The sequence below is a fragment of the Oceanobacillus longus genome, from assembly GCF_042650085.1.
GTDB classification, from domain to species: domain Bacteria; phylum Bacillota; class Bacilli; order Bacillales; family Amphibacillaceae; genus Oceanobacillus; species Oceanobacillus longus.
Map to the genome: position 1 here is coordinate 14,201 of NZ_JBHSAO010000016.1, position 18,242 is coordinate 32,442.

Genomic DNA, 18,242 nt, shown 5'->3' on the forward strand with positions numbered 1-18,242 from the left:
AACTAACGGGTGCCAATGTTTAATAAGGTAAATATCAAAAAGAGGGATGATAATGGGAGATCTTAACAGATTAGAACCAGTAAAAGCTGCACAGAAATTTATCAAAAATCATTTTCCATATTGCGATGGAGCTTTATTAGCAGGAAGTGTTGTTCGTGGCGAAGCAACAAAAACATCAGACCTTGATATAGTAATATTTGATAAAACATATAGCTCTTCTTATAGGGAGTCAGTAATTGAGTATGATTGGCCGATAGAAGTATTTGCACATAACCTGAATTCTTATCAAGAATATTTTGCAAGTGATTATAAACGAGCTAGACCATCACTGCCTCGAATGGTATCGGAAGGTATAATACTCAAAGATAATGGGGTAATTGACTCTATCAAAAGTGAAGCAAAAGAATTATTATCTAAAGGTCCAGAAAAGTGGTCAACTGAGATAATAAATACGAAGCGATACTTTATTACGGACACCCTTGATGATTTTATTGGTTGTAATAATAGAGCAGAAGAAATTTTCATTGCTAATATACTCGCTGAACTTGTCAGTGAATTTGTATTAAGAACTAATAATAAGTGGGTTGGTACTTCTAAGTGGATAGTACGTTCATTAAGAGAGCACGATACAAACTTTGCGGAACAATTTGTTGAAGCCTTTGATATATTTTATAGAAGTGGTGCAAAAGATGAAGTTATCAAGTTGGTTGATGAAATATTGGAACCCTATGCAGGACGATTATTTGATGGTTTTTCTTTAGGTAAGAAATAACCGCTATTAAACAAACGGGTGCTTTAGCTAGGCAAGCCAAATTAAAAAGTCGGTTCCTTAATTGAGGAATTCGACTCTTTTAGGTTGAAATTTTGCTTAGCGTAATAATATCCGCGTTTTGTCGGCAAGACTCCATATAGTGGCTATACTCTATAGTTCTTTCTATCTTCTGACAGAGAGCTAAGTAAAGGAAAAGAGTCATTGACAAAGTAAAACAAACGGAGTAGATTATGTTTATTATATATAAATATCTGTACACCTTTTAGTCGCTGAATCTTTTCGAACGGGGAAACCATTATTGATAGCATAGAATAAAAAATACTTTTCTATCTTGGGGTAAATCTTATATAAAGTAAGAAGGGATACTCTCATTCCCTAATCCGACAGCTAACCTCGTAAGCGTTAATTTATCATTTGAGAGTAAGGTCTGTGAATCTTCCTAAGACCCTTTCTATTTGAATTGGTCTTTTTTATATGGATAGATATAGAAAAGAGGGGTTATGTGGAAAAGCAAGTCGTAGTTATTGGACTAGGAAGATTTGGTAGAAGTGTTTGTAAACAATTATATGAACTGGGACATGAAGTATTGGCTATTGATATAAAGGAAGCTAGAGTTAAGGCGGCTTCCAATTATTCTTACTATGCTGTAATTGCAAATGCAGCTGATGAAAATGGGCTTAAAAACTATGGTGTTAAAAATTTCGATTATGCGATTGTTGCAATAGGAGACAGCATTGAATCAAGTATTTTATGTACTTTGATACTAAAGGAAATGGGCTTAAATGAGGTATGGGTAAAGGCACGGGATCCACATCATAAAAAAATACTTGAAAAAGTAGGCGCTGACCGGATCATCGAACCAGAGAAAGAAATGGGTATCCGCGTTGCCAACCAACTTGATTCCGGTAAACTCCTAGATTATATAGAGCTCTCGAATGACTATAGCATCGTGGAACTAGTGGCAACTCAAAAACTATCCAATAAGTCGTTAGTACAATTGGATGTTCGTGCAAAATTTGGTTGCACGATACTTGCAATTAAACAAAAGGGAAATTTAAACATTGCACCTATGCCTCATGATGTTATTTCTAAAGGAGATATGTTGGTTGTGATGGGACATATAAAAGATCTGAAACGCTTTGAAGAAAAAGGATTCTAGGTAGACAGGGGCAAAACGATGGATTTATCCAATAGAAAAATTAAATTGACCTATTTATCAGCTATTCGACTTATTGTATTGTTCTATGTTATCGCTGTAATATTTTCAGTGGGGTTACTGAGTCTGCCCATTTTTCATAATGAAGGAGTAGAGTTATCTTTTATTGACCTGGTTTTCACTGCAGTGAGTGCGATAAGCGTTACCGGATTAACGGTTGTTTCCACTGTGGATACGTTTAATGCGGCGGGGAAAATTGCATTAACGTTTGTACTGCAATTTGGTGGTATTGGTATTATGACACTGGGAACATTTATTTGGGTAATGCTTCGTAAACGGATAGGACTGAGGGGCAGGCAACTTATTCAAATAGATCAAAACAGAACATCATTGTCAGGTTCGGTTCAATTAATCCTAAAAATTCTAAAAACCATTCTTCTAATTGAGCTTGTAGGTACTATCATTTTAAGTGCATATTTTTTAAATTACTTTGATACATGGCAAGAGTCTTTGTTGCAAGGATATTTTGGAGCTGTCAGTGCTACTACTAATGCTGGATTTGATATTACGGGTTCATCATTGGAGCTTTTTGCGAATGACTATTTCGTACAGTTTATAAATATGGTCTTATTAACACTAGGAGCAATTGGTTTTCCTGTACTGTTCGAATTGCAAAATTATATACGGGGAGATCATCGGGAAGGAAATCCAAGACATAGCTTTTCTTTGTTTACTAAACTGACAACAATTACTTTTTTTGCGCTTATTGTAGTAGGAATGATTTTAATCTTGATTTTGGAACGTAACGGTTTTATGGCGGATAAGGTGTGGCATGAAAAGATATTTTATAGCCTATTCCAATCTGTGACTACGAGAAATGGTGGTTTAGCTACCATGGATGTAAGTGAGTTTACACCTCCTACATTAATTTTATTATGTGTGCTCATGTTTATCGGGGCATCACCAAGCAGTGTAGGTGGGGGAATCAGAACGACTACCTTTGCAATTATGTTGTTAGCTATTTATAACTTTGCTAAGGGAAGAACTGGTATTAAAATATTTGGAAGAGAACTGGATAATGAAGACATCATTCGTTCTTTTATGGTAATCACAACCGCTGCCATGTTATGTATCACAGCAATTATCTTACTGGCTTCTATTGAACCATTCCCCATTTTGGCGATCGCTTTTGAGGTTACGTCCGCATTTGGGACAACCGGTTTATCCATGGGTGTTACTCCTGAATTAAGTACAGCTGGAAAATGTATCATTATATTTTTAATGTTTGTAGGTAGAATAGGGATATTCTCCTTCTTATTCCTTATAAGAGGAAAAGAAACAAAAGAAAATTATCACTATCCTAAAGAAAGGGTAATTATTGGATAGCGGTAAAAATTTCCCTCTGTATATAATATTAATCTTCTACAATTTTGCGCGATTCTTGAATAAGCGTCTCAGTTTCTTCTTAACCTATCTGGTGCAATAATTGAACAAGAAGGCCTTCTGTCTAATGTAGAGAGAGGAATGTTTTGTTTGAGTGATTCGGGGTATATAATGAATAAATTAATTGCATTAGCAGATCAACCAAAGGAAAAAACTTGTATTATGCACAATGGAGGAATGTTATATGAACACAGGTACAGTAAAATGGTTTAACGCAGATAAAGGTTTCGGTTTCATCGAAATTGAAGGTGGAGACGATGTATTCGTACACTTCTCAGCAATTCAAGGCGACGGTTTCAAAAGCTTAGATGAAGGTCAACAAGTTTCTTTCGATATCGAAGAAGGTAACCGTGGACCACAAGCAACAAACGTTGTTAAATTATAATAAGATATAGAAAAAAGCTCTTCTGTTATAGACGGGCTTCCAGACTTCTAGTCAAATCCGATTTACTTAAACAAACTGGGCATTAATTAAAAAGAGCAACGTAAATTATTAGCGTTGCTCTTCAACAATTTAAAAATATTTTCTATAAAACTCTTGCCTTAGTCTTCCACTTAAATGGACATAAATTCGTGTTTTTTCGCTTTTCTCGTGTTCTAGAAGACTTTGGATAACTTCAAGTGGAGCACCTTTATTCAAGAGAATGAGTAGCGTAACTGTGTCTTAATTGATGAGGATGAATGGTTTTATTAATTCCAGCACGATTTGAAATACGTTTAATTATGTATCTCATTTGAGCAATGCTCATCCTATGTGGGGATCGCTCTGTAACAAATATAGCCGAATCATTGTCGTTCCTACTATTTAAGTATTTATTCAGCCATATATCACAACGGATATTGAAATATACCTTTCTTTATCACCCTTGCCTCGAACAATTGCGGACTGACTTCCCCAATTAATGCTATTTCGGTCAAGTGTCACAATTTCTCCAATACGACACCCTGTTGAAAACATAAATTCAAATAAGGCTTTCTCCATTGGAGTAAAACAAGCATCTCGTAAATGCTCAATTTCCCTTTCTGTTAAGAATTTTGGGATACGTTTCCCAACTTTTGGTTCCTTTATTTTACTAGCAGGATTACTATCAATAATCCCTTCCTCGTGTGACCAGCGAAATAAAGATCGGATAAACCTTATTCGATGAGACAAACTCGATGGTTTCAATTCATTACTTGATTCAGCTAAATATTGCTTTAGATGTTGGATTGTAATGTCATTCATTTTGGTGTTACCGAAATAGTTAACTAATAACTTAGCTTGAAGCCTATAAGCGTTTAGAGTTTGTGGGGAAAAACCCTCAATTCTCTTATCTGCTTCATAAGACTTCGCAGTTTCTGACAACAGCAAATCAAATCACTCCCTAATTAGATTTATAATAATCATCTCCAACTAGCTGAATAAAATAATTTATTGAATAATTTAGTATGTTCTAAATGAGAATGTGGAATTTAATGTTAAGATAAAAATATGTTATTAAGTTAAATGGTGCAAGAGTTTAGTAAGTCAATCAGAATTTGATTGGCTATTCTTTTTCTAATAATGTTAGGAATATTATGTTAATTTTAATAAAAGGTTGTTGATCTATCTTGCAGGTTAGCTAAAGAGTACCATCTGATTATCTTTTCAACAATCGGGCCATTTTGTGGAAGTATGGATTAGAGGAGGTGTTTTAATGTCAAGAATCTTACAGTATTCCATTTTGATAGTTTTTATTTTTCTGGCTGGGTGCAACAGTATTTCAAAATATGATGATAACGAAGTAGCAGCTATTGTAAAAGGACAAGAAATCACAATAGGTGATCTACGGTTTTTATACCCAGATGATACTGCGTTAGATTACCTTGAATGGGCAATAAATGTAGAGTTGGTAAAACAAGAAGTAAAGGATATGAGCCTTGATATTTCCGAAAATTTAAGTGATACCGATGACTGGTTTGAGGAACTGCCTCCTAAAAACACAACAGATGAAGGCGGAAAGCAAATTCGTAAATTTGCCGAATCACAAGCCAGAAAATTAGATATGAAACCTGAAGAATACCAACAAGAATATGCAAAAAAAATCGATGAACAAAATGCTTATATCGTTACTTATCTCGAAGAAAAGTTAGGGAAGGCAGAGTTTTATGGTGAAAAAGGGATGGTTGAATTTAACGAGAAATCCAACTATTTATTAGAGGAATTGGTGGAAGAGAATGAGGATGAAATTGAAGTGTTAATTGAGTAATTTATACCACTAACGGGCGCGAATCTTGAATAAGCGTCTCAGTTTCTTCTTAACCTATATGGTGTATTAGTAAATAAGGGGTTGATATTTTTGTTGAAAAAACATAATCGTATAGGAAAAATCCTTGCTAATATTGGAATATATCTATTCGCAATTGGATTTGCACTTAATCCGACGCTAGGAGTGCCAGACATCCCTGAACCATATAGTTCATTTTCTGTACCGTTAATAGTAATCGGTATTGTATTATCAGTTACTTCAAACTTCTCCAGGAAGAAGGATTAGTAAAAATAATGTGTATTTAACCCATTAAAAGTGGAATAGGAGTTGTCGATATGGCAGCTCCTATTGTGTTAAATAGGCAGTAGGGTTGAAGAACAAGATTTGAATATAATGCCTTTTGAAACCAACTTGCATTACAGGTCGTATTACTTATAGAGAGGAAATTATATGAAGAAACATACGTGTAAATTATTAGCAATCGCTTTATTAACTCCACTTCTATTATTTATGGTTGGATGCACTGAAAACACAGAAACGAAAGTACAAGATGAAAATATACAGACAACTGAAGCTGTATTACAGAATGCTCTTACAGGTCCAGATGATGAATTAAAGGAAATATTTAATAGTGAAGAATCTAGCATCGAAGATTTACTGCAATATGATAAAGACCATTTTGAAGATTATTTTGCAAATGAAACATCCTATATGGAATTTGTAAATAACAATAATGGTTCTGGAATACTGATTGAAGCAATGAAATATGATTATAACTTTAAGGTTAAAAATATTGAATATGAGAAAACAGAATCTGAAGAGATAATTTATGATTTCACCATAGAATTACAGTACCAAAAAGAAGGCAGTGAATTATCAGAAGTTGAAACGGTGACTGGGCAAGCCAATTTAAATGAAGAACATAGAATAGAAGATATGTTAATTCGTATAGGTGATTTTTTGGGTTCTTTGAATAATTAAAGTAATTTCATTAACTGGTGCAATCTTCTAAGAAGGAGAAGCACCTTTTTTGTTTAATGATAAAACATGCACCTTTTAAGTTTATAATACGTCTAAGTATTGATTGAAAAAACGAAGGAGGGGGGGATTTGTTTTGGGAGACGACAGCATAACAGCGAAAATTACTGAGTGGTATGATCATTATAGTGATTCAATATTCCATTATATTTTGATGATGGTTCACGATTATCAACAAGCGGAAGATTTGACACATGATACATATTTAAAGGCATATAAAAATTACTCTTCATTTGAAGAAAGAGTACGTTAGTTCCGTATTGGAAGAACATATTGAAAAAAATGAATTTGTCGCATTGCAATTATCTGAAAGAGGCGGAAAGCTATATTGTACTGATTTAGGTGAAACGGTGAAAATGTCTGAAGAAGCCGTATCTTATTTAGAAGGATATATAAATGTTTAGGAAAGTTGGTTCACAAATTAAAAACTTATTGAGCTAACGGGTGCAAGAGTTGAATAAGGGCTTCAATAAAAATCCGCTCGTTAGTAAAAGAATATGTTCGTTAGTTAGACGTCTGCAAAGTGTGGTAAGAAATAAAACTTGGGTAAATGGTTGGGAGGGAATTATATTTTATGTCCAATATTAATTGGTACATTATGATTTTAACAATCGTGACTATGAGTATTGTAGGATTCAATTCCTTTGATACTTTGACATCAGCTCTAATCTTCGGAATAGGCTCAGGTGGAATATTCGGGTGGAGCATTTCCTCTATATTATCTAAGAATTCATCAAAAGACTAATAAATGTATTGCTCCATCATTCAGAATGGCATAAAGACTATTTAGGAATCTGGTGCTACACACAATAAGTAGATCGTCTATACGGCGGTCTTTTTTTTAACGAAAGCAAGTTAATGGAATAAGATATGTTAAAATAAAAACAGAATATTTTAATTGTTAATAAAGGGGTGTTCAAGGTGAAGAAATACCAAAGACGTTCTGTTTATATTTCAATTGTAGCGCTTGCTTGCTTCTTAGTATTATCTTTAATGACACACCATTGGGGATTCTTCTTATGGAGTTTATTACCTGTTTTTATAGTTTTGATGACTACGTTTACCACCAAGATTGACACGAAAAATAATGGAAAATAAATAAATCTTCTTAAACCATCTGGTGCTTTAATGGAATAAGCCAATCTAAAAAAGTCGAATCCTTTAGCATACGGGAATTCAACTTTTTTAGAATGAAATTCACTTAGGGTACAAAGTTTTAAGAAATGTTGATGGTAATACGCAAAATATCGATTAAAACAGGTGCAAAATAGCGTCTTAAGTGACAGTTAAAATAGAAAATTGATTAAAATATATACGATTACTCATATCGATTGTTGATATACCAATGGTTCATTATAAAAAACGATTAAACCTTTTTATAAACCTACATAGGCAACCAACATGGAAATGCGAAAAGTTATTTTAAATCCCCCAAAGATTTATTGCTAACAATTAAGGTTAGGTTCCAAAATCACAGGCTAACGGGAAGGGCTTAAACTGTGAAGTGTGCTAAGTTTTTTAGAACTTATAAAATAATGAATTTTGCTCTTTTCATCTATACTTGATTACTATATAATTGTTATAACTACTTTAAAGGGTGTGTATTTATGAAAAAATACGTATGCCTTTTTATGTTTCTCATCGTATTTGCATATGGTTCTTTATTAGTTGATGATAACGTTCATAAGTATAGTCCATTTATTATGGATGAAAGTGAAACTTTAAACGATTCCTATATGGAAAGTTTCCATCCGATTGACGATGATAACAAGATAAGTATAGGTAAACTTGGGGTTATTTTATTTCTTGCTTTATCGGTGACCTATGCTTTTCCTTTTTTTGTATTGCATACGAGAAGGCTGATTCTGCTCACACCTGTATTCTATCAATCTAATTATGTGGTTTTACCTCTTTTGCATAAATCTAATTAATTATGTAAAGGAGGATACCGATAATGTGGATTCGTTTTGTGATTATGGGGTTGTTTTCACTCTCTGCACTGTACGTGTTTTTTTATCAGGGAATAGAAACGTATCAGGCTTTTAAAGAGTATTTTAATTTCAGGAATAATTTGTAAATAAGTTTCTATCAAAAGGAGACTAGTCCTAGATTTGTGACTAAGTCTCCTTTTATAGTGCCTGTTACTCCCCGAAGTCGAAAATGTGGGTTTAAAATAAATTTAGACCGTTGCACCGTTGAAATAGAAAATTGATTAAAATATATACGATTACGGATTACTCATACTGATTGTTGATATACCAATGTTTCATTATAAAAAGCGATTAAACCTTTTCAAAAAACTTAATACATACTTTTCATCGAATAGCACGTTTTGATCAACCTTTTTTAAAAATGAAAAATATCATGGCGTGTAAAATCAACGCTTATAGCACATCAGCCCTTATAAGATCGTTGAAATGTTTGCTTCAAAAAACAGCATCGGCATAGTATTCTTGAAAAAGATAATCATAAAAGCTTCTTCAAGAGGATTTTCTTCGTTTTACGTTACTTCAAATATGGTATTATCGAATCGATTGTCTTTTGAAGATTAGCTGCCTGCTCTGCATATAACTTTTTGGCCTCTGGATTATCTGTCTGCAGCGAAAAGCTTTCCAAATCAGCCTGTATTTTTTTCAAGATTGCGCCCTGCAGTGGCCTTTCTTCAACTATATGACGTTTTTCTTTATTCTCATATAAATCTACATATACATTCCCACGAGAATCTATCTGGGCAAGGAATACCTCTTTGAAACCCTCAGCCCCTTGCTTCTGTACCTCACCTAGTAACCATTCTTTGGAAAAACCGCGTTCCTTCAATCCCTTTTCAAGCAATTGACCATCCATAATTAGAATGGTTGGCCCATGTTCCTGTTCGATAGGAATCCCTAATGTATGAGGTGTAACCGGCTGTTGATCTGTCTTCAGCATGACACTAAGCTGGCCGTTCATCCATGAATCCTTCTCATTTTTGAATGAATTATTATTGTTAATCTTCCATTTGCTCGGAAGGTTCCTCGGTAGGATCAGGTTCTTGTTCATCATTAGGTGTACCACATCCGAACAATAATCCAGTAGTGAGAATCGCTATAAACGTACAACCGAATATTTTTTTGAATTTCATTTTATTCACCTCGTTTTAAATTAATTTTAATTCCTTATTATTACTGTCCATTTTCTTTTTACGTATTCTTAATTTAAATATAAGTTAATGAATAGCTCTTTTTGGTAATTTCTCGATGAATATTCCTGGATGGAATGGTGGCGAATTTTGTGGTCACGCTCATTTCATGTTATACCCCAAAATATAAAGATGAGCGACTTGCAGGTAAGGGCATAAGGAAATGTATAAAAGTAAGGGAAATCTAAGGAAAAGTTATTAAGCTAACTGGTGCTTTAGCGAAAGAGTCGTATTTATAGTTAAATTTTAAACTCATAACATTATCTTAGTAAATTACTTATAAGAGGAGGTTTTTTAGGTGAGGCAGTTTGAATATAAAGTGGAGGATATTCAGCTACAACTAAAGACAGGTGTTGATTTCAAAACAGCAATGACCCAAAAATTAAATACTCTTGGGAAAGAAGGATGGGAATTATCGGGAGTGAATGGAACAATTTTCTACTTTAAGAGGGAAATTTCTTAGTAATTTAATAAGTTCCCTTTTAAGCAACTTGTGCTTTAGTGCAATTAGCTAATTTAATAAAGCGAATCCTTAGCGAACGGGAATTCGACTTTTTTAGGTTGAAATTCATTTAGCGTACAAAATTTGGTAGTACCCAACATTTGCTTAAGTTTCTTATTTATGATAATTACTATTTTGGCTGCGACTAAGAGGTATTCTATTGTAGCTTCTACTTTCTCGTCTTTACTAATGGTTCTTGCTGCATATATCGGATTAATGATTGGGTTCAATAATACGAAACAAAGCATAGAAGAAGCTGTCCTTGTGGGACAGCTTTTTCTATGCTTTCTATTTAACTTTCGGTGATCTTATTAGTAACATAAAGATTATAATCAAGGTAAAGGCAGTTAAAGCCAAAAAAGGAATGGTTATAAAACCAAACCAATTGATATATTCCGTATTACACGGAACACCATTCGTGCAAGGTTTTATTGCCGCAAAACCTGGAACCTTTTGTTCCAAGTAGTGAAAAAGTGAGATCGACCACCCTATAACTGCCATTGGAAGTACGTACTTCTTAACCGTAAAATCACTATTAAAGGTTGCTATCCCTAATATTAGAGCCAGAGGATACATAAGAATGCGCTGATACCAACATAGTTCGCAAGGTATAAATTCCCGTATTTCACTAAAATAGAGACTTCCAAGTGTCGCTATCACGGAAACAATCCAAGAGAAGTAAAGGAAAATCTGTTTACTATTAGTTTTATTCATAACCCGATTATCCTTCCAACTCTTGTTCTATAAGTTTTTTAATCGCTTCATAATCAAATGGGTCTTCTAGCATTATGTCATTTACCATTATACTTGGGGTCATTTGAACATTAAATTTCTCTACTAATTCAGTGTCTTTTTTTACTTCCTCTAATCCTGACTGTTCTTCAAGTGCTAATTCTAATTGTTGTACATTAATGTTTTCAATTCCATTTGCTACTTCAAGGATTTTTTCATTAGTTATCCATTGACTATGATGATTTTCACTTGGCTGTTCATCGAAAAGCGTTGTATGGAATTCCCAGTAAGTATCAGGGCTTTGCTCATAAACAGATTCGGCTGCCATTGAGCCCAACGTAGACTCTTCACCATGGAACAATGTATTTATATAAGAAAATTTAACTTTTCCTGTATCGACGTAATCTTTTACCAGTTGCGGAAAAATAGTTTCACCCCAAGCCTTACAAGATGGGCATTTAAAGTCTCCAAATTCTACCACGGTTACGGGTGCATCGGCTTCACCTAATATAGGTTGTCCTTCAATAGGCGGCTGTTCAGCAAATGTTTCCCCATTGTCTGGATTTTTACTGTTATTTAGTACTACCAACGCTATTCCCAACAGAATGACTACGGTAGTTATAATTACTAATATTTTTAAAGTTGAATTTTTACTTTTCATTAAAACATCTCTCTTCCTTATATTGATTTGTTCTTTATACAAAAAATTAAATAACTCTTTAAAATCCATAGAAACCAAACCATCCTGCTAAAAATGAAGTTAGTTTAGTCATCCAGTCAAAAAAGAGTGCAACCCCCATGATAATCATTACATAACCACCAATTTTAATTATTCGATTGTTATGTTTTTTAATCCACTTAAATTTACCTATAAAGAAAGATAATAATAGAAATGGAATAGAAAATCCTAATATATAACTTATCATCATAATCATGCCTGTATTCGGACTAGTTGCAGCCAATGAAAGTACTATTGCAAGTATGGGTCCTGTACAAGGTGTCCAACCTAAAGAGAAAGCCATTCCAATAATAAATGAACCAAAAAATCCGCCTGGGCGATTTTTAAATGTAATCTTTTTGTCCTTCATCAAAAATTCGAAATTGAGTACCCCTATAATGACTAGACCGAAGAACATAATTACAATGGCTCCCAACTGCCTAATAATATCCTGATATGTTAATAGGAACTCAGATATAAATGTTGTAGTAAAGCCGATCATAATAAATATACTCGAAAATCCTAATAAGAATAAGATCGTATGTAGTAACGCTTTTTTATTTATTTTCTTATTTTCCCCATTTATTTCACTAACGCTCATACCAGTTATATATGACAAAAAGACTGGATAAAGTGGTAGTACACATGGTGAAATAAATGATAAAAATCCGGCACTAAAAGCAAGAAAAACGTTAATTTCCGGCATAAATTATCCTCCCTTCAGATTGAATTTTAATCACATTTTTAGTTCCATTCCCTTATTATTATTTGCTCTATGCTGAATTCCTCCCACTATAGAGTACCATTTTTAAAATATACATACTCTGACAATTTTCTTACATTAATAATTCCGCGCTTTTCCGTAAATTATTTGAAATTGACACACATATTAGAAACTGCTAATATGATAATAACAAAACATATTAGTGATGTCTAATATAATCGGGGGCTAAAAAATGTTAAAAGTTGATATTGATACGAAGATGAAATTCATGCATGGATTTTCACATAAAACGAGGATTCAAATACTCGAAAGCATAAAAGAAGGGGAAAAAACAGTTACGCAAATTGTTGATGATTTAAAGGGCAATCAATCGAACATATCACAGCATTTGGCATGCTTAAAGGGTTGTGGGCTAATTGTCGGGAGACAAGATGGAAAATATGTATACTACCGTGTGCGTAACCAACTAGTACGTGATTTGTTAACCAAGTTTGATGTTGTGCTTGAAGATATTCAAAATGATATTGCTTGTTGTAAAAATCATATAGATTAATGGGGGTAGGATGAATGGCAGATAAGTGCTGTGGTCCAAAAGAAGAACTAATAACTAGTGAAGATAATAAAGACTGTTGTCATAATAATCCCGAAAAGGTGGCAACAAAAGAAGGGGACAGTTGTTGCAGCAGTCAAAATTCATTTCAGGGAATAGCAATTACTACAACTAATTCATCTTGTTGTAGTCAATCTAAGAATAAGAATATAAATGATAATACTACTAGCGATTGTTGCAGCCAGGAACCAAAGAAAGATTTAGAGATAAAGTCTTGTTGCAGCAACAAAGAAGATAATATCAGCTTAGAGACATCAAGTTGTTGTAGCAATGAAGTTAAGGATATAACTAACTTAAACGCGACACCTGTTAAGGGTGAAAAGGTCGAATATCGAATACACGGGATGGATTGCCCTTCTTGTGCACTAACGATAGAAAAAGGCTTAACTAACTTAATTGACATTCAAGAGGCCAAGGTAAATTATAATACTGCAAAATTGCAGATTATCGGAAGCAACGCATTATCTCTTGACAGCATAGAGAGTGAAGTCCAAAAACTCGGCTATACTGCTGAACCACTAATACAAAATAAAGATTTAAGAACTTACGATGTTATAGGAATGGACTGCAGTAGTTGTGCTAAAAGTATTGAAAATCATTTAAATTCGATTGCAACAGTTAATACAGTTACTGTCAATTTTTCAACTGGAAAAATGAAAGTAGAGCATGAAAATAGTGTAGATGATATTGTTTCGGAAGTATCTAAACTAGGGTTTAACGCTTCACTAATTAATAATAGCAATAAATCTTCAGATACTCCCAAAAACAAAGAGGGATATGGCTTAATTACCTTTTCCGGTATTTTAATTGCACTTGGTTTTATTGGTTCTTATAATGGTGTATCTCCATTAATGACCACCATTCTATTTGCTATTGCTATCGTTATAAGTGGCTATAAACCTGTGAAAAGTGCCTATTATGCTATAAAAAGTCGTTCGTTAGACATGAATGTCCTAATGTCAGCAGCAGCAATTGGAGCTGCATTGATTGGAGAATGGTTTGAAGGTGCAACCGTAGTATGGTTATTTGCGTTAGGTAATGCCCTGCAAAATAGATCCATTGAACAAACGAGAAAATCTATACGTAATCTGATGGATTTAGCACCTTCAGAGGCATGGATTAAAGTAGGCTCGGAATTAGTTAAGAAGCCAGTAGAAGAAGTTTCAGTTGGTCAGATTGTTGTTATTAAACCCGGTGATCGAATCCCACTAGATGGTGAAGTCATCCAGGGCGAAACTAGCGTTAATCAAGCACCTATCACTGGGGAGTCAATCCCAGTCGATAAATTAATCGGAGATACTGTATATGCAGGAACAATTAATGAAAGTGGTTCTATTGAGATCAAAGTCACCAAGTTAGTCGAAGATACGACCATTGCCAAAATCATTCATTTAGTTGAGGAAGCACAAGAGCAAAAGGCTCCAACTCAAGCTTTTATCGATAAGTTTGCTAGCATCTATACACCAATTGTTTTTGCTTTAGCATTAGTTGTCATCGTGTTACCACCACTTTTTGGCTTTGGCACTTGGGGTGAGTGGGTTTATAAAGGACTTGCATTATTAGTAGTTGCCTGCCCTTGTGCGTTGGTTATATCTACTCCTGTTGCTATTGTTTCTGCTATCGGAAATGCTGCAAAGAATGGTGTCTTAATCAAGGGTGGTACATTCCTAGAAAAAGCAGGCGCTATTGATGCAATTGCGTTTGATAAAACAGGGACATTAACCGAAGGAAAACCAAAGGTTTCTGGTGTTGAAGCGTTTACTATTTCAGAAAACGAATTAATATCACTAGCATTAACATTAGAAGATTACTCCACACACCCAATAGCAAAAACAATAGTTAAATATGCCAAAGATAAGGGAATTCAGGCAAAAAATGGAGAGTTATTTAAAAATATAGTCGGTAAGGGTGTTCAAGCAACAGTTAATGCAAAAGTTCATTATGCTGGTAATCTAAAACTGTTTGAAGATCTGGAAATATCTTTAGATGATGTAAGGTCTAAGGTAGAAGAGATGCAAAGTCAGGGGAAAACAGTAGTCATTATCGGTACAGGGCAGGAAATCATGGGGATTATCTCTGTTTCCGATACTATTCGCTCTACTACAGTAAAAGCATTGAATGGATTGAAACAAGTTGGTGTAAAACAACTTGTCATGTTAACCGGTGATAATGAAGGTACTGCCAAAATGATTTCAAGTCAAACGAATGTCAATCGTTATTTTGCAGAACTATTGCCAGAAGACAAAGTAGATGCGATTAAACAATTACAAAGTGAAGGTCACAAGGTAGCCATGGTTGGCGACGGAATAAACGATGCACCCGCACTTGCAACTGCAAATTTAGGGATTGCAATGGGTGGCGCAGGAACGGACACAGCAATGGAGACTGCCGATATTGTTTTAATGGCGGATAATCTGGAAAAATTACCACATACCATTAAACTAAGCAGAAAAGCATTAGCGATTATCAAGCAAAATATCTGGTTTTCTTTAATTGTAAAATTTATAGCATTAGTTCTTATATTTCCGGGGTGGCTGACACTTTGGATGGCTGTGCTTAGCGATACCGGGGCTGCTATTATCGTAATTTTAAATGCCCTACGACTTTTAAGGGTTAAAGATTAATTATAGGTAAGCTGTTCAATGATAGGTGAACAGCTTACCTATTTAATCCAAATAAGCCTTTACAACTAAGATGTGAAGAAATGTACAATACGATTGGTTATTGGTGCTGGACAAGCAGGTCTTGCAATGGGTTATTATTTAAAACAATTTAATCATTCTTTTCTCATATTAGATAGAGGTCAAGAAGTAGGAGAGGTATGGGATAAGAGGTACGATTCCTTAGTCTTGTTTACTCCAAGATCATTCAGTTCTTTGCCGGGACTCGAACTCAATGGGGATTCCAATGGTTTTCCCTCAAAAGACGAGATATCACAATATTTGAAAGACTATGCAGTGTCTTTTAATCTATCTCTTTTGATAAATTGTTTAGAAAATCGGGTGTTTTTGGCTTCTGAAAAGGCCCAGTTGCTATTATGATATTTTCAGCTTTATATTCCATATGCTCTGTCGAAACGTAATAGATATTTTTCTGTTTTTGAACACTCGTTACACGAGTGTTATGTTTAATCGGTAATAATAAATTAAGAATACCATCATTTCATAAATTCGTTTCTTAGGAAGGGCATATATTATGCTCTTTTTTATGCTTCAAGTAAACTGAATTTATAAAAATAATTGAAATAATATATGGAAGTTTGTGAACAAATATACTTCAACTAACTGGCAGTTTATCAAGAATGGTACAATCAATTTAAAGGGGGATGTATGTTGAAATCAAACAGCAAAAGGTCAATAGTATTTATTATATTGGGGTTATTTTGTTTTGGGTTAAACTGGATTAGAGAGGGTTATTATGAACTTGTTGTATTTATAGGAGTTATTTTTATATTGTTAGGAGCTATTTTTAGTTTTATTGCTATTTTTAAAAACGAAAAAGGCAGTATGAAATTTATATCACTGATTTCTTTCTTTGTTATTTTATTTTTTATAACTTGGTTTGAACCACTTCATGTTCTCCGTATAGTAACTTGGCTTAAAAATGTTGTGTAACTATATGGTGCGAGAGTTAGATAAAAGACGAATAAATAGATTGGGGCGAAATAATTATGAATAGCAAAATTGGTGTGCTTTCAACCGTTTTATTTTTCGTTGGGTTAGTTTCTTACATTTTTGTATTATTTGGTAATGACAGTTTTCTAATAGTTGGAGTTATTGTATCAGTAATAGGGTTTATTTTGGCGTTACTTGCCGAGAAAGGTATGTATAAAAAGATTGGTTTATTAGGTAATGGAATTATTTTATTTATTACAATTGTTTTCCCTTTTATAGTTACGACTTTCTTTTGGAATCAACCATAATGCACAGCTATCAAGAATAATAGAATTGGTCAATATTCAAATACAAGGGATTAGTTAGAACATACTCTTTTCCGTCAAGTTATTATCCGTCTCAAGAAGTCTTGCCGCTCCTCCGACAAAAAGTCCAAAGAGCCCGATGATAACTTACCCACGAAAAGAAACACCAAAGCTGCGAATAATCGCACAGCTAGTTATGAATGGAAGACGCTATGCATCCAGATTTTCATTTGGAGCAAAGGGGTTAAAAAACAAATCAAAAAGAAAAGGTTATGGTTTTTCCATAACCTTTTCTTTTTGTGATATTGAATTACTGCAATACAGAGAAAAACTCTTTTACAAAATTATAAAAAACTTTCTCAGAAGGTGATAACTCTTTATTTTTTGGAGTAATTATTCCAACTGTACGACGCAGCTGAGGTGTGTCTATTATTAGTTTTTTTGAATAATGCGGATTACTATTATCAAATGCGCTTTCAGGTAATAATGTAATACCGATACCAGCAGCAACGAGCCCTTTAATCGCGTCAAGATCTTCTCCTTCTGACGTAACAATCGGTCTGAAACCTGCTTGTTTACATCCTTCAATGGCTAAATTATGAAGAATAAATCCTTTTGGAAATAACACAAAGGCTTCATTGCTTAGTTCAAGTAAATGTACACTCTTTTTATTAGCAATCGGATTTGTACTAGGTACAAGAGCATGTAGTCTTTCCAAAAATAAGATATCTCCTTTAATTTCAGGGTCGTCTGTTGGTACTGGGCCAAGAAATGCAACATCAATTTCCCGTTTCTTCACTGATTCTATGAGGAAATTATATGATCCTTGCCGTAATTGGAAAGCGATTCGTGGATACTTCTTTTTAAATTCGGAAGCAATCATCGGGAGTAAATGGCTAGCTAAACTAGTTGGAAAACCTATTTTTATGGTACCTCGTTCTGGATCTAGATACTCATCAACCTGCTTTTTTGCATGTTCAACAGCTTTTATAGCTGTTTTGGCATGAGATAAAAAAGTTTTACCAATATGCGTAATTTTTATGTTTCTCCCTTCTCTGTCAAATAATGAAACTCCTAATTCTGCTTCTAAATTTGCAATTTGTCTACTAACTGCAGACTGTGCTACATGCAGGTTTGCAGCAGCTTCAGAAACATGCTCTCGTTCAGCAACTTCTATAAAATAAACAAGTTGTCTTAACTCCATATTGAACTCCTCCAAAAT

22 protein-coding genes, 2 pseudogenes and 1 riboswitch are annotated in these 18,242 nt (G+C 34.1%); of the genes and pseudogenes, 16 read left to right on the forward strand and 8 right to left on the reverse strand.

The window, feature by feature from the left end; genetic code table 11:
- The first annotated feature begins 52 nt into the window (after positions 1 to 52).
- The 4 genes from ACFOUV_RS17100 (at position 53) to ACFOUV_RS17115 (ending at position 3,756) form a co-directional block, all read left to right on the forward strand.
- A complete protein-coding gene (locus ACFOUV_RS17100; protein ID WP_379497998.1) occupies positions 53 to 772 on the forward strand; it encodes a nucleotidyltransferase domain-containing protein in 720 nt (239 codons plus the stop codon).
- A gap of 257 nt (positions 773 to 1,029) precedes the next feature.
- A riboswitch (cyclic di-AMP (ydaO/yuaA leader) is annotated at positions 1,030 to 1,189 on the forward strand.
- An 85-nt stretch (positions 1,190 to 1,274) separates the two neighbouring features.
- Positions 1,275 to 1,931 carry a potassium channel family protein gene (locus tag ACFOUV_RS17105; RefSeq protein WP_379497999.1) on the forward strand — a complete coding sequence of 219 codons (657 nt, stop codon included), beginning with the start codon at positions 1,275 to 1,277 and terminating at the stop codon, positions 1,929 to 1,931.
- Positions 1,932 to 1,949: 18 nt separating this feature from the next.
- Positions 1,950 to 3,314, forward strand: a complete 1,365-nt coding sequence (locus ACFOUV_RS17110) for a TrkH family potassium uptake protein (RefSeq protein ID WP_379498000.1) — start codon at positions 1,950 to 1,952, stop codon at positions 3,312 to 3,314.
- Positions 3,315 to 3,555: 241 nt separating this feature from the next.
- Positions 3,556 to 3,756 (forward strand): cold-shock protein, encoded by a 201-nt coding sequence (locus ACFOUV_RS17115; protein ID WP_379498001.1) that lies wholly within the window; start codon positions 3,556 to 3,558, stop codon positions 3,754 to 3,756.
- A 129-nt stretch (positions 3,757 to 3,885) separates the two neighbouring features.
- On the opposite strand, the pseudogene ACFOUV_RS17120 reads toward ACFOUV_RS17115, so the two are convergent.
- Positions 3,886 to 4,722 (reverse strand): annotated as a pseudogene (locus ACFOUV_RS17120) (tyrosine-type recombinase/integrase).
- Between the two features lie 325 nt (positions 4,723 to 5,047).
- Here ACFOUV_RS17120 and ACFOUV_RS17125 point away from each other — a divergent pair.
- From ACFOUV_RS17125 to ACFOUV_RS17150, 6 genes are all read left to right on the forward strand, one after another.
- Positions 5,048 to 5,599 carry a hypothetical protein gene (locus ACFOUV_RS17125; protein WP_379498002.1) on the forward strand — a complete coding sequence of 184 codons (552 nt, stop codon included), beginning with the start codon at positions 5,048 to 5,050 and terminating at the stop codon, positions 5,597 to 5,599.
- A gap of 90 nt (positions 5,600 to 5,689) precedes the next feature.
- Positions 5,690 to 5,884 (forward strand): hypothetical protein, encoded by a 195-nt coding sequence (locus tag ACFOUV_RS17130; RefSeq protein WP_379498003.1) that lies wholly within the window; start codon positions 5,690 to 5,692, stop codon positions 5,882 to 5,884.
- Between the two features lie 165 nt (positions 5,885 to 6,049).
- Positions 6,050 to 6,580 carry a hypothetical protein gene (locus ACFOUV_RS17135; protein ID WP_379498004.1) on the forward strand — a complete coding sequence of 177 codons (531 nt, stop codon included), beginning with the start codon at positions 6,050 to 6,052 and terminating at the stop codon, positions 6,578 to 6,580.
- A gap of 133 nt (positions 6,581 to 6,713) precedes the next feature.
- Positions 6,714 to 6,890 (forward strand): RNA polymerase sigma factor, encoded by a 177-nt coding sequence (locus tag ACFOUV_RS17140; RefSeq protein ID WP_379498005.1) that lies wholly within the window; start codon positions 6,714 to 6,716, stop codon positions 6,888 to 6,890.
- Positions 6,891 to 8,244: 1,354 nt separating this feature from the next.
- Positions 8,245 to 8,568: a hypothetical protein gene (locus tag ACFOUV_RS17145; protein WP_379498006.1), complete on the forward strand. Its 324-nt coding sequence runs from the start codon at positions 8,245 to 8,247 to the stop codon at positions 8,566 to 8,568.
- Positions 8,569 to 8,591: 23 nt separating this feature from the next.
- On the forward strand, positions 8,592 to 8,714 hold the full coding sequence (locus tag ACFOUV_RS17150; protein ID WP_379498007.1) for a hypothetical protein: 123 nt from the start codon (positions 8,592 to 8,594) through the stop codon (positions 8,712 to 8,714).
- 428 nt (positions 8,715 to 9,142) lie between these two features.
- Here ACFOUV_RS17150 and ACFOUV_RS17155 read toward each other — a convergent pair whose 3' ends face one another.
- Positions 9,143 to 9,586 carry a YetF domain-containing protein gene (locus ACFOUV_RS17155; RefSeq protein WP_379498008.1) on the reverse strand — a complete coding sequence of 148 codons (444 nt, stop codon included), beginning with the start codon at positions 9,584 to 9,586 and terminating at the stop codon, positions 9,143 to 9,145.
- A 37-nt stretch (positions 9,587 to 9,623) separates the two neighbouring features.
- Positions 9,624 to 9,758, reverse strand: a complete 135-nt coding sequence (locus tag ACFOUV_RS17160) for a hypothetical protein (RefSeq protein ID WP_379498009.1) — start codon at positions 9,756 to 9,758, stop codon at positions 9,624 to 9,626.
- A 355-nt stretch (positions 9,759 to 10,113) separates the two neighbouring features.
- Between ACFOUV_RS17160 and ACFOUV_RS17165 the strand changes: the two genes are divergently transcribed.
- Positions 10,114 to 10,278: a hypothetical protein gene (locus tag ACFOUV_RS17165; RefSeq protein ID WP_379498010.1), complete on the forward strand. Its 165-nt coding sequence runs from the start codon at positions 10,114 to 10,116 to the stop codon at positions 10,276 to 10,278.
- A 327-nt stretch (positions 10,279 to 10,605) separates the two neighbouring features.
- Here ACFOUV_RS17165 and ACFOUV_RS17170 read toward each other — a convergent pair whose 3' ends face one another.
- The 3 genes from ACFOUV_RS17170 to ACFOUV_RS17180 are packed head-to-tail and all read right to left on the reverse strand — an operon-like array spanning position 10,606 to position 12,473.
- Positions 10,606 to 11,031, reverse strand: a complete 426-nt coding sequence (locus tag ACFOUV_RS17170; RefSeq protein ID WP_379498011.1) for a disulfide oxidoreductase — start codon at positions 11,029 to 11,031, stop codon at positions 10,606 to 10,608.
- A gap of 7 nt (positions 11,032 to 11,038) precedes the next feature.
- A complete protein-coding gene (locus tag ACFOUV_RS17175; RefSeq protein WP_379498080.1) occupies positions 11,039 to 11,710 on the reverse strand; it encodes a DsbA family protein in 672 nt (223 codons plus the stop codon).
- Between the two features lie 58 nt (positions 11,711 to 11,768).
- Complete coding sequence (locus ACFOUV_RS17180) at positions 11,769 to 12,473, reverse strand: cytochrome c biogenesis CcdA family protein (protein ID WP_379498012.1); 705 nt, start codon at positions 12,471 to 12,473, stop codon at positions 11,769 to 11,771.
- A gap of 250 nt (positions 12,474 to 12,723) precedes the next feature.
- Between ACFOUV_RS17180 and ACFOUV_RS17185 the strand changes: the two genes are divergently transcribed.
- The 3 genes and pseudogenes from ACFOUV_RS17185 to ACFOUV_RS17195 form a co-directional block, all read left to right on the forward strand.
- Positions 12,724 to 13,044, forward strand: coding sequence for an ArsR/SmtB family transcription factor (locus ACFOUV_RS17185; RefSeq protein WP_379498013.1), 321 nt, complete (start codon positions 12,724 to 12,726; stop codon positions 13,042 to 13,044).
- Between the two features lie 14 nt (positions 13,045 to 13,058).
- The gene (locus tag ACFOUV_RS17190; RefSeq protein WP_379498014.1) at positions 13,059 to 15,725 is read left to right on the forward strand and encodes a heavy metal translocating P-type ATPase; all 2,667 of its coding nucleotides are present in this window, start codon (positions 13,059 to 13,061) and stop codon (positions 15,723 to 15,725) included.
- Positions 15,726 to 15,851: 126 nt separating this feature from the next.
- A pseudogene (locus ACFOUV_RS17195) lies at positions 15,852 to 16,088 on the forward strand (oxidoreductase); the annotation flags it as partial.
- Here the strand turns inward: ACFOUV_RS17195 and ACFOUV_RS17200 are convergent.
- On the reverse strand, positions 16,066 to 16,254 hold the full coding sequence (locus ACFOUV_RS17200) for an NAD(P)-binding domain-containing protein (RefSeq protein WP_379498081.1): 189 nt from the start codon (positions 16,252 to 16,254) through the stop codon (positions 16,066 to 16,068). The pseudogene ACFOUV_RS17195 and the gene ACFOUV_RS17200 sit on opposite strands and share 23 nt — an antisense overlap.
- Positions 16,255 to 16,430: 176 nt before the next feature.
- Here ACFOUV_RS17200 and ACFOUV_RS17205 point away from each other — a divergent pair, with 176 nt between their 5' ends.
- Together ACFOUV_RS17205 and ACFOUV_RS17210 are read left to right on the forward strand one after the other, a co-directional pair.
- Positions 16,431 to 16,715, forward strand: a complete 285-nt coding sequence (locus ACFOUV_RS17205; protein ID WP_379498015.1) for a hypothetical protein — start codon at positions 16,431 to 16,433, stop codon at positions 16,713 to 16,715.
- Positions 16,716 to 16,771: 56 nt separating this feature from the next.
- The gene (locus ACFOUV_RS17210; protein WP_379498016.1) at positions 16,772 to 17,023 is read left to right on the forward strand and encodes a hypothetical protein; all 252 of its coding nucleotides are present in this window, start codon (positions 16,772 to 16,774) and stop codon (positions 17,021 to 17,023) included.
- Positions 17,024 to 17,330: 307 nt separating this feature from the next.
- Here the strand turns inward: ACFOUV_RS17210 and ACFOUV_RS17215 are convergent, their stop codons facing one another.
- The gene (locus ACFOUV_RS17215) at positions 17,331 to 18,224 is read right to left on the reverse strand and encodes a LysR family transcriptional regulator (protein WP_379498017.1); all 894 of its coding nucleotides are present in this window, start codon (positions 18,222 to 18,224) and stop codon (positions 17,331 to 17,333) included.
- Positions 18,225 to 18,242: the final 18 nt, after the last annotated feature.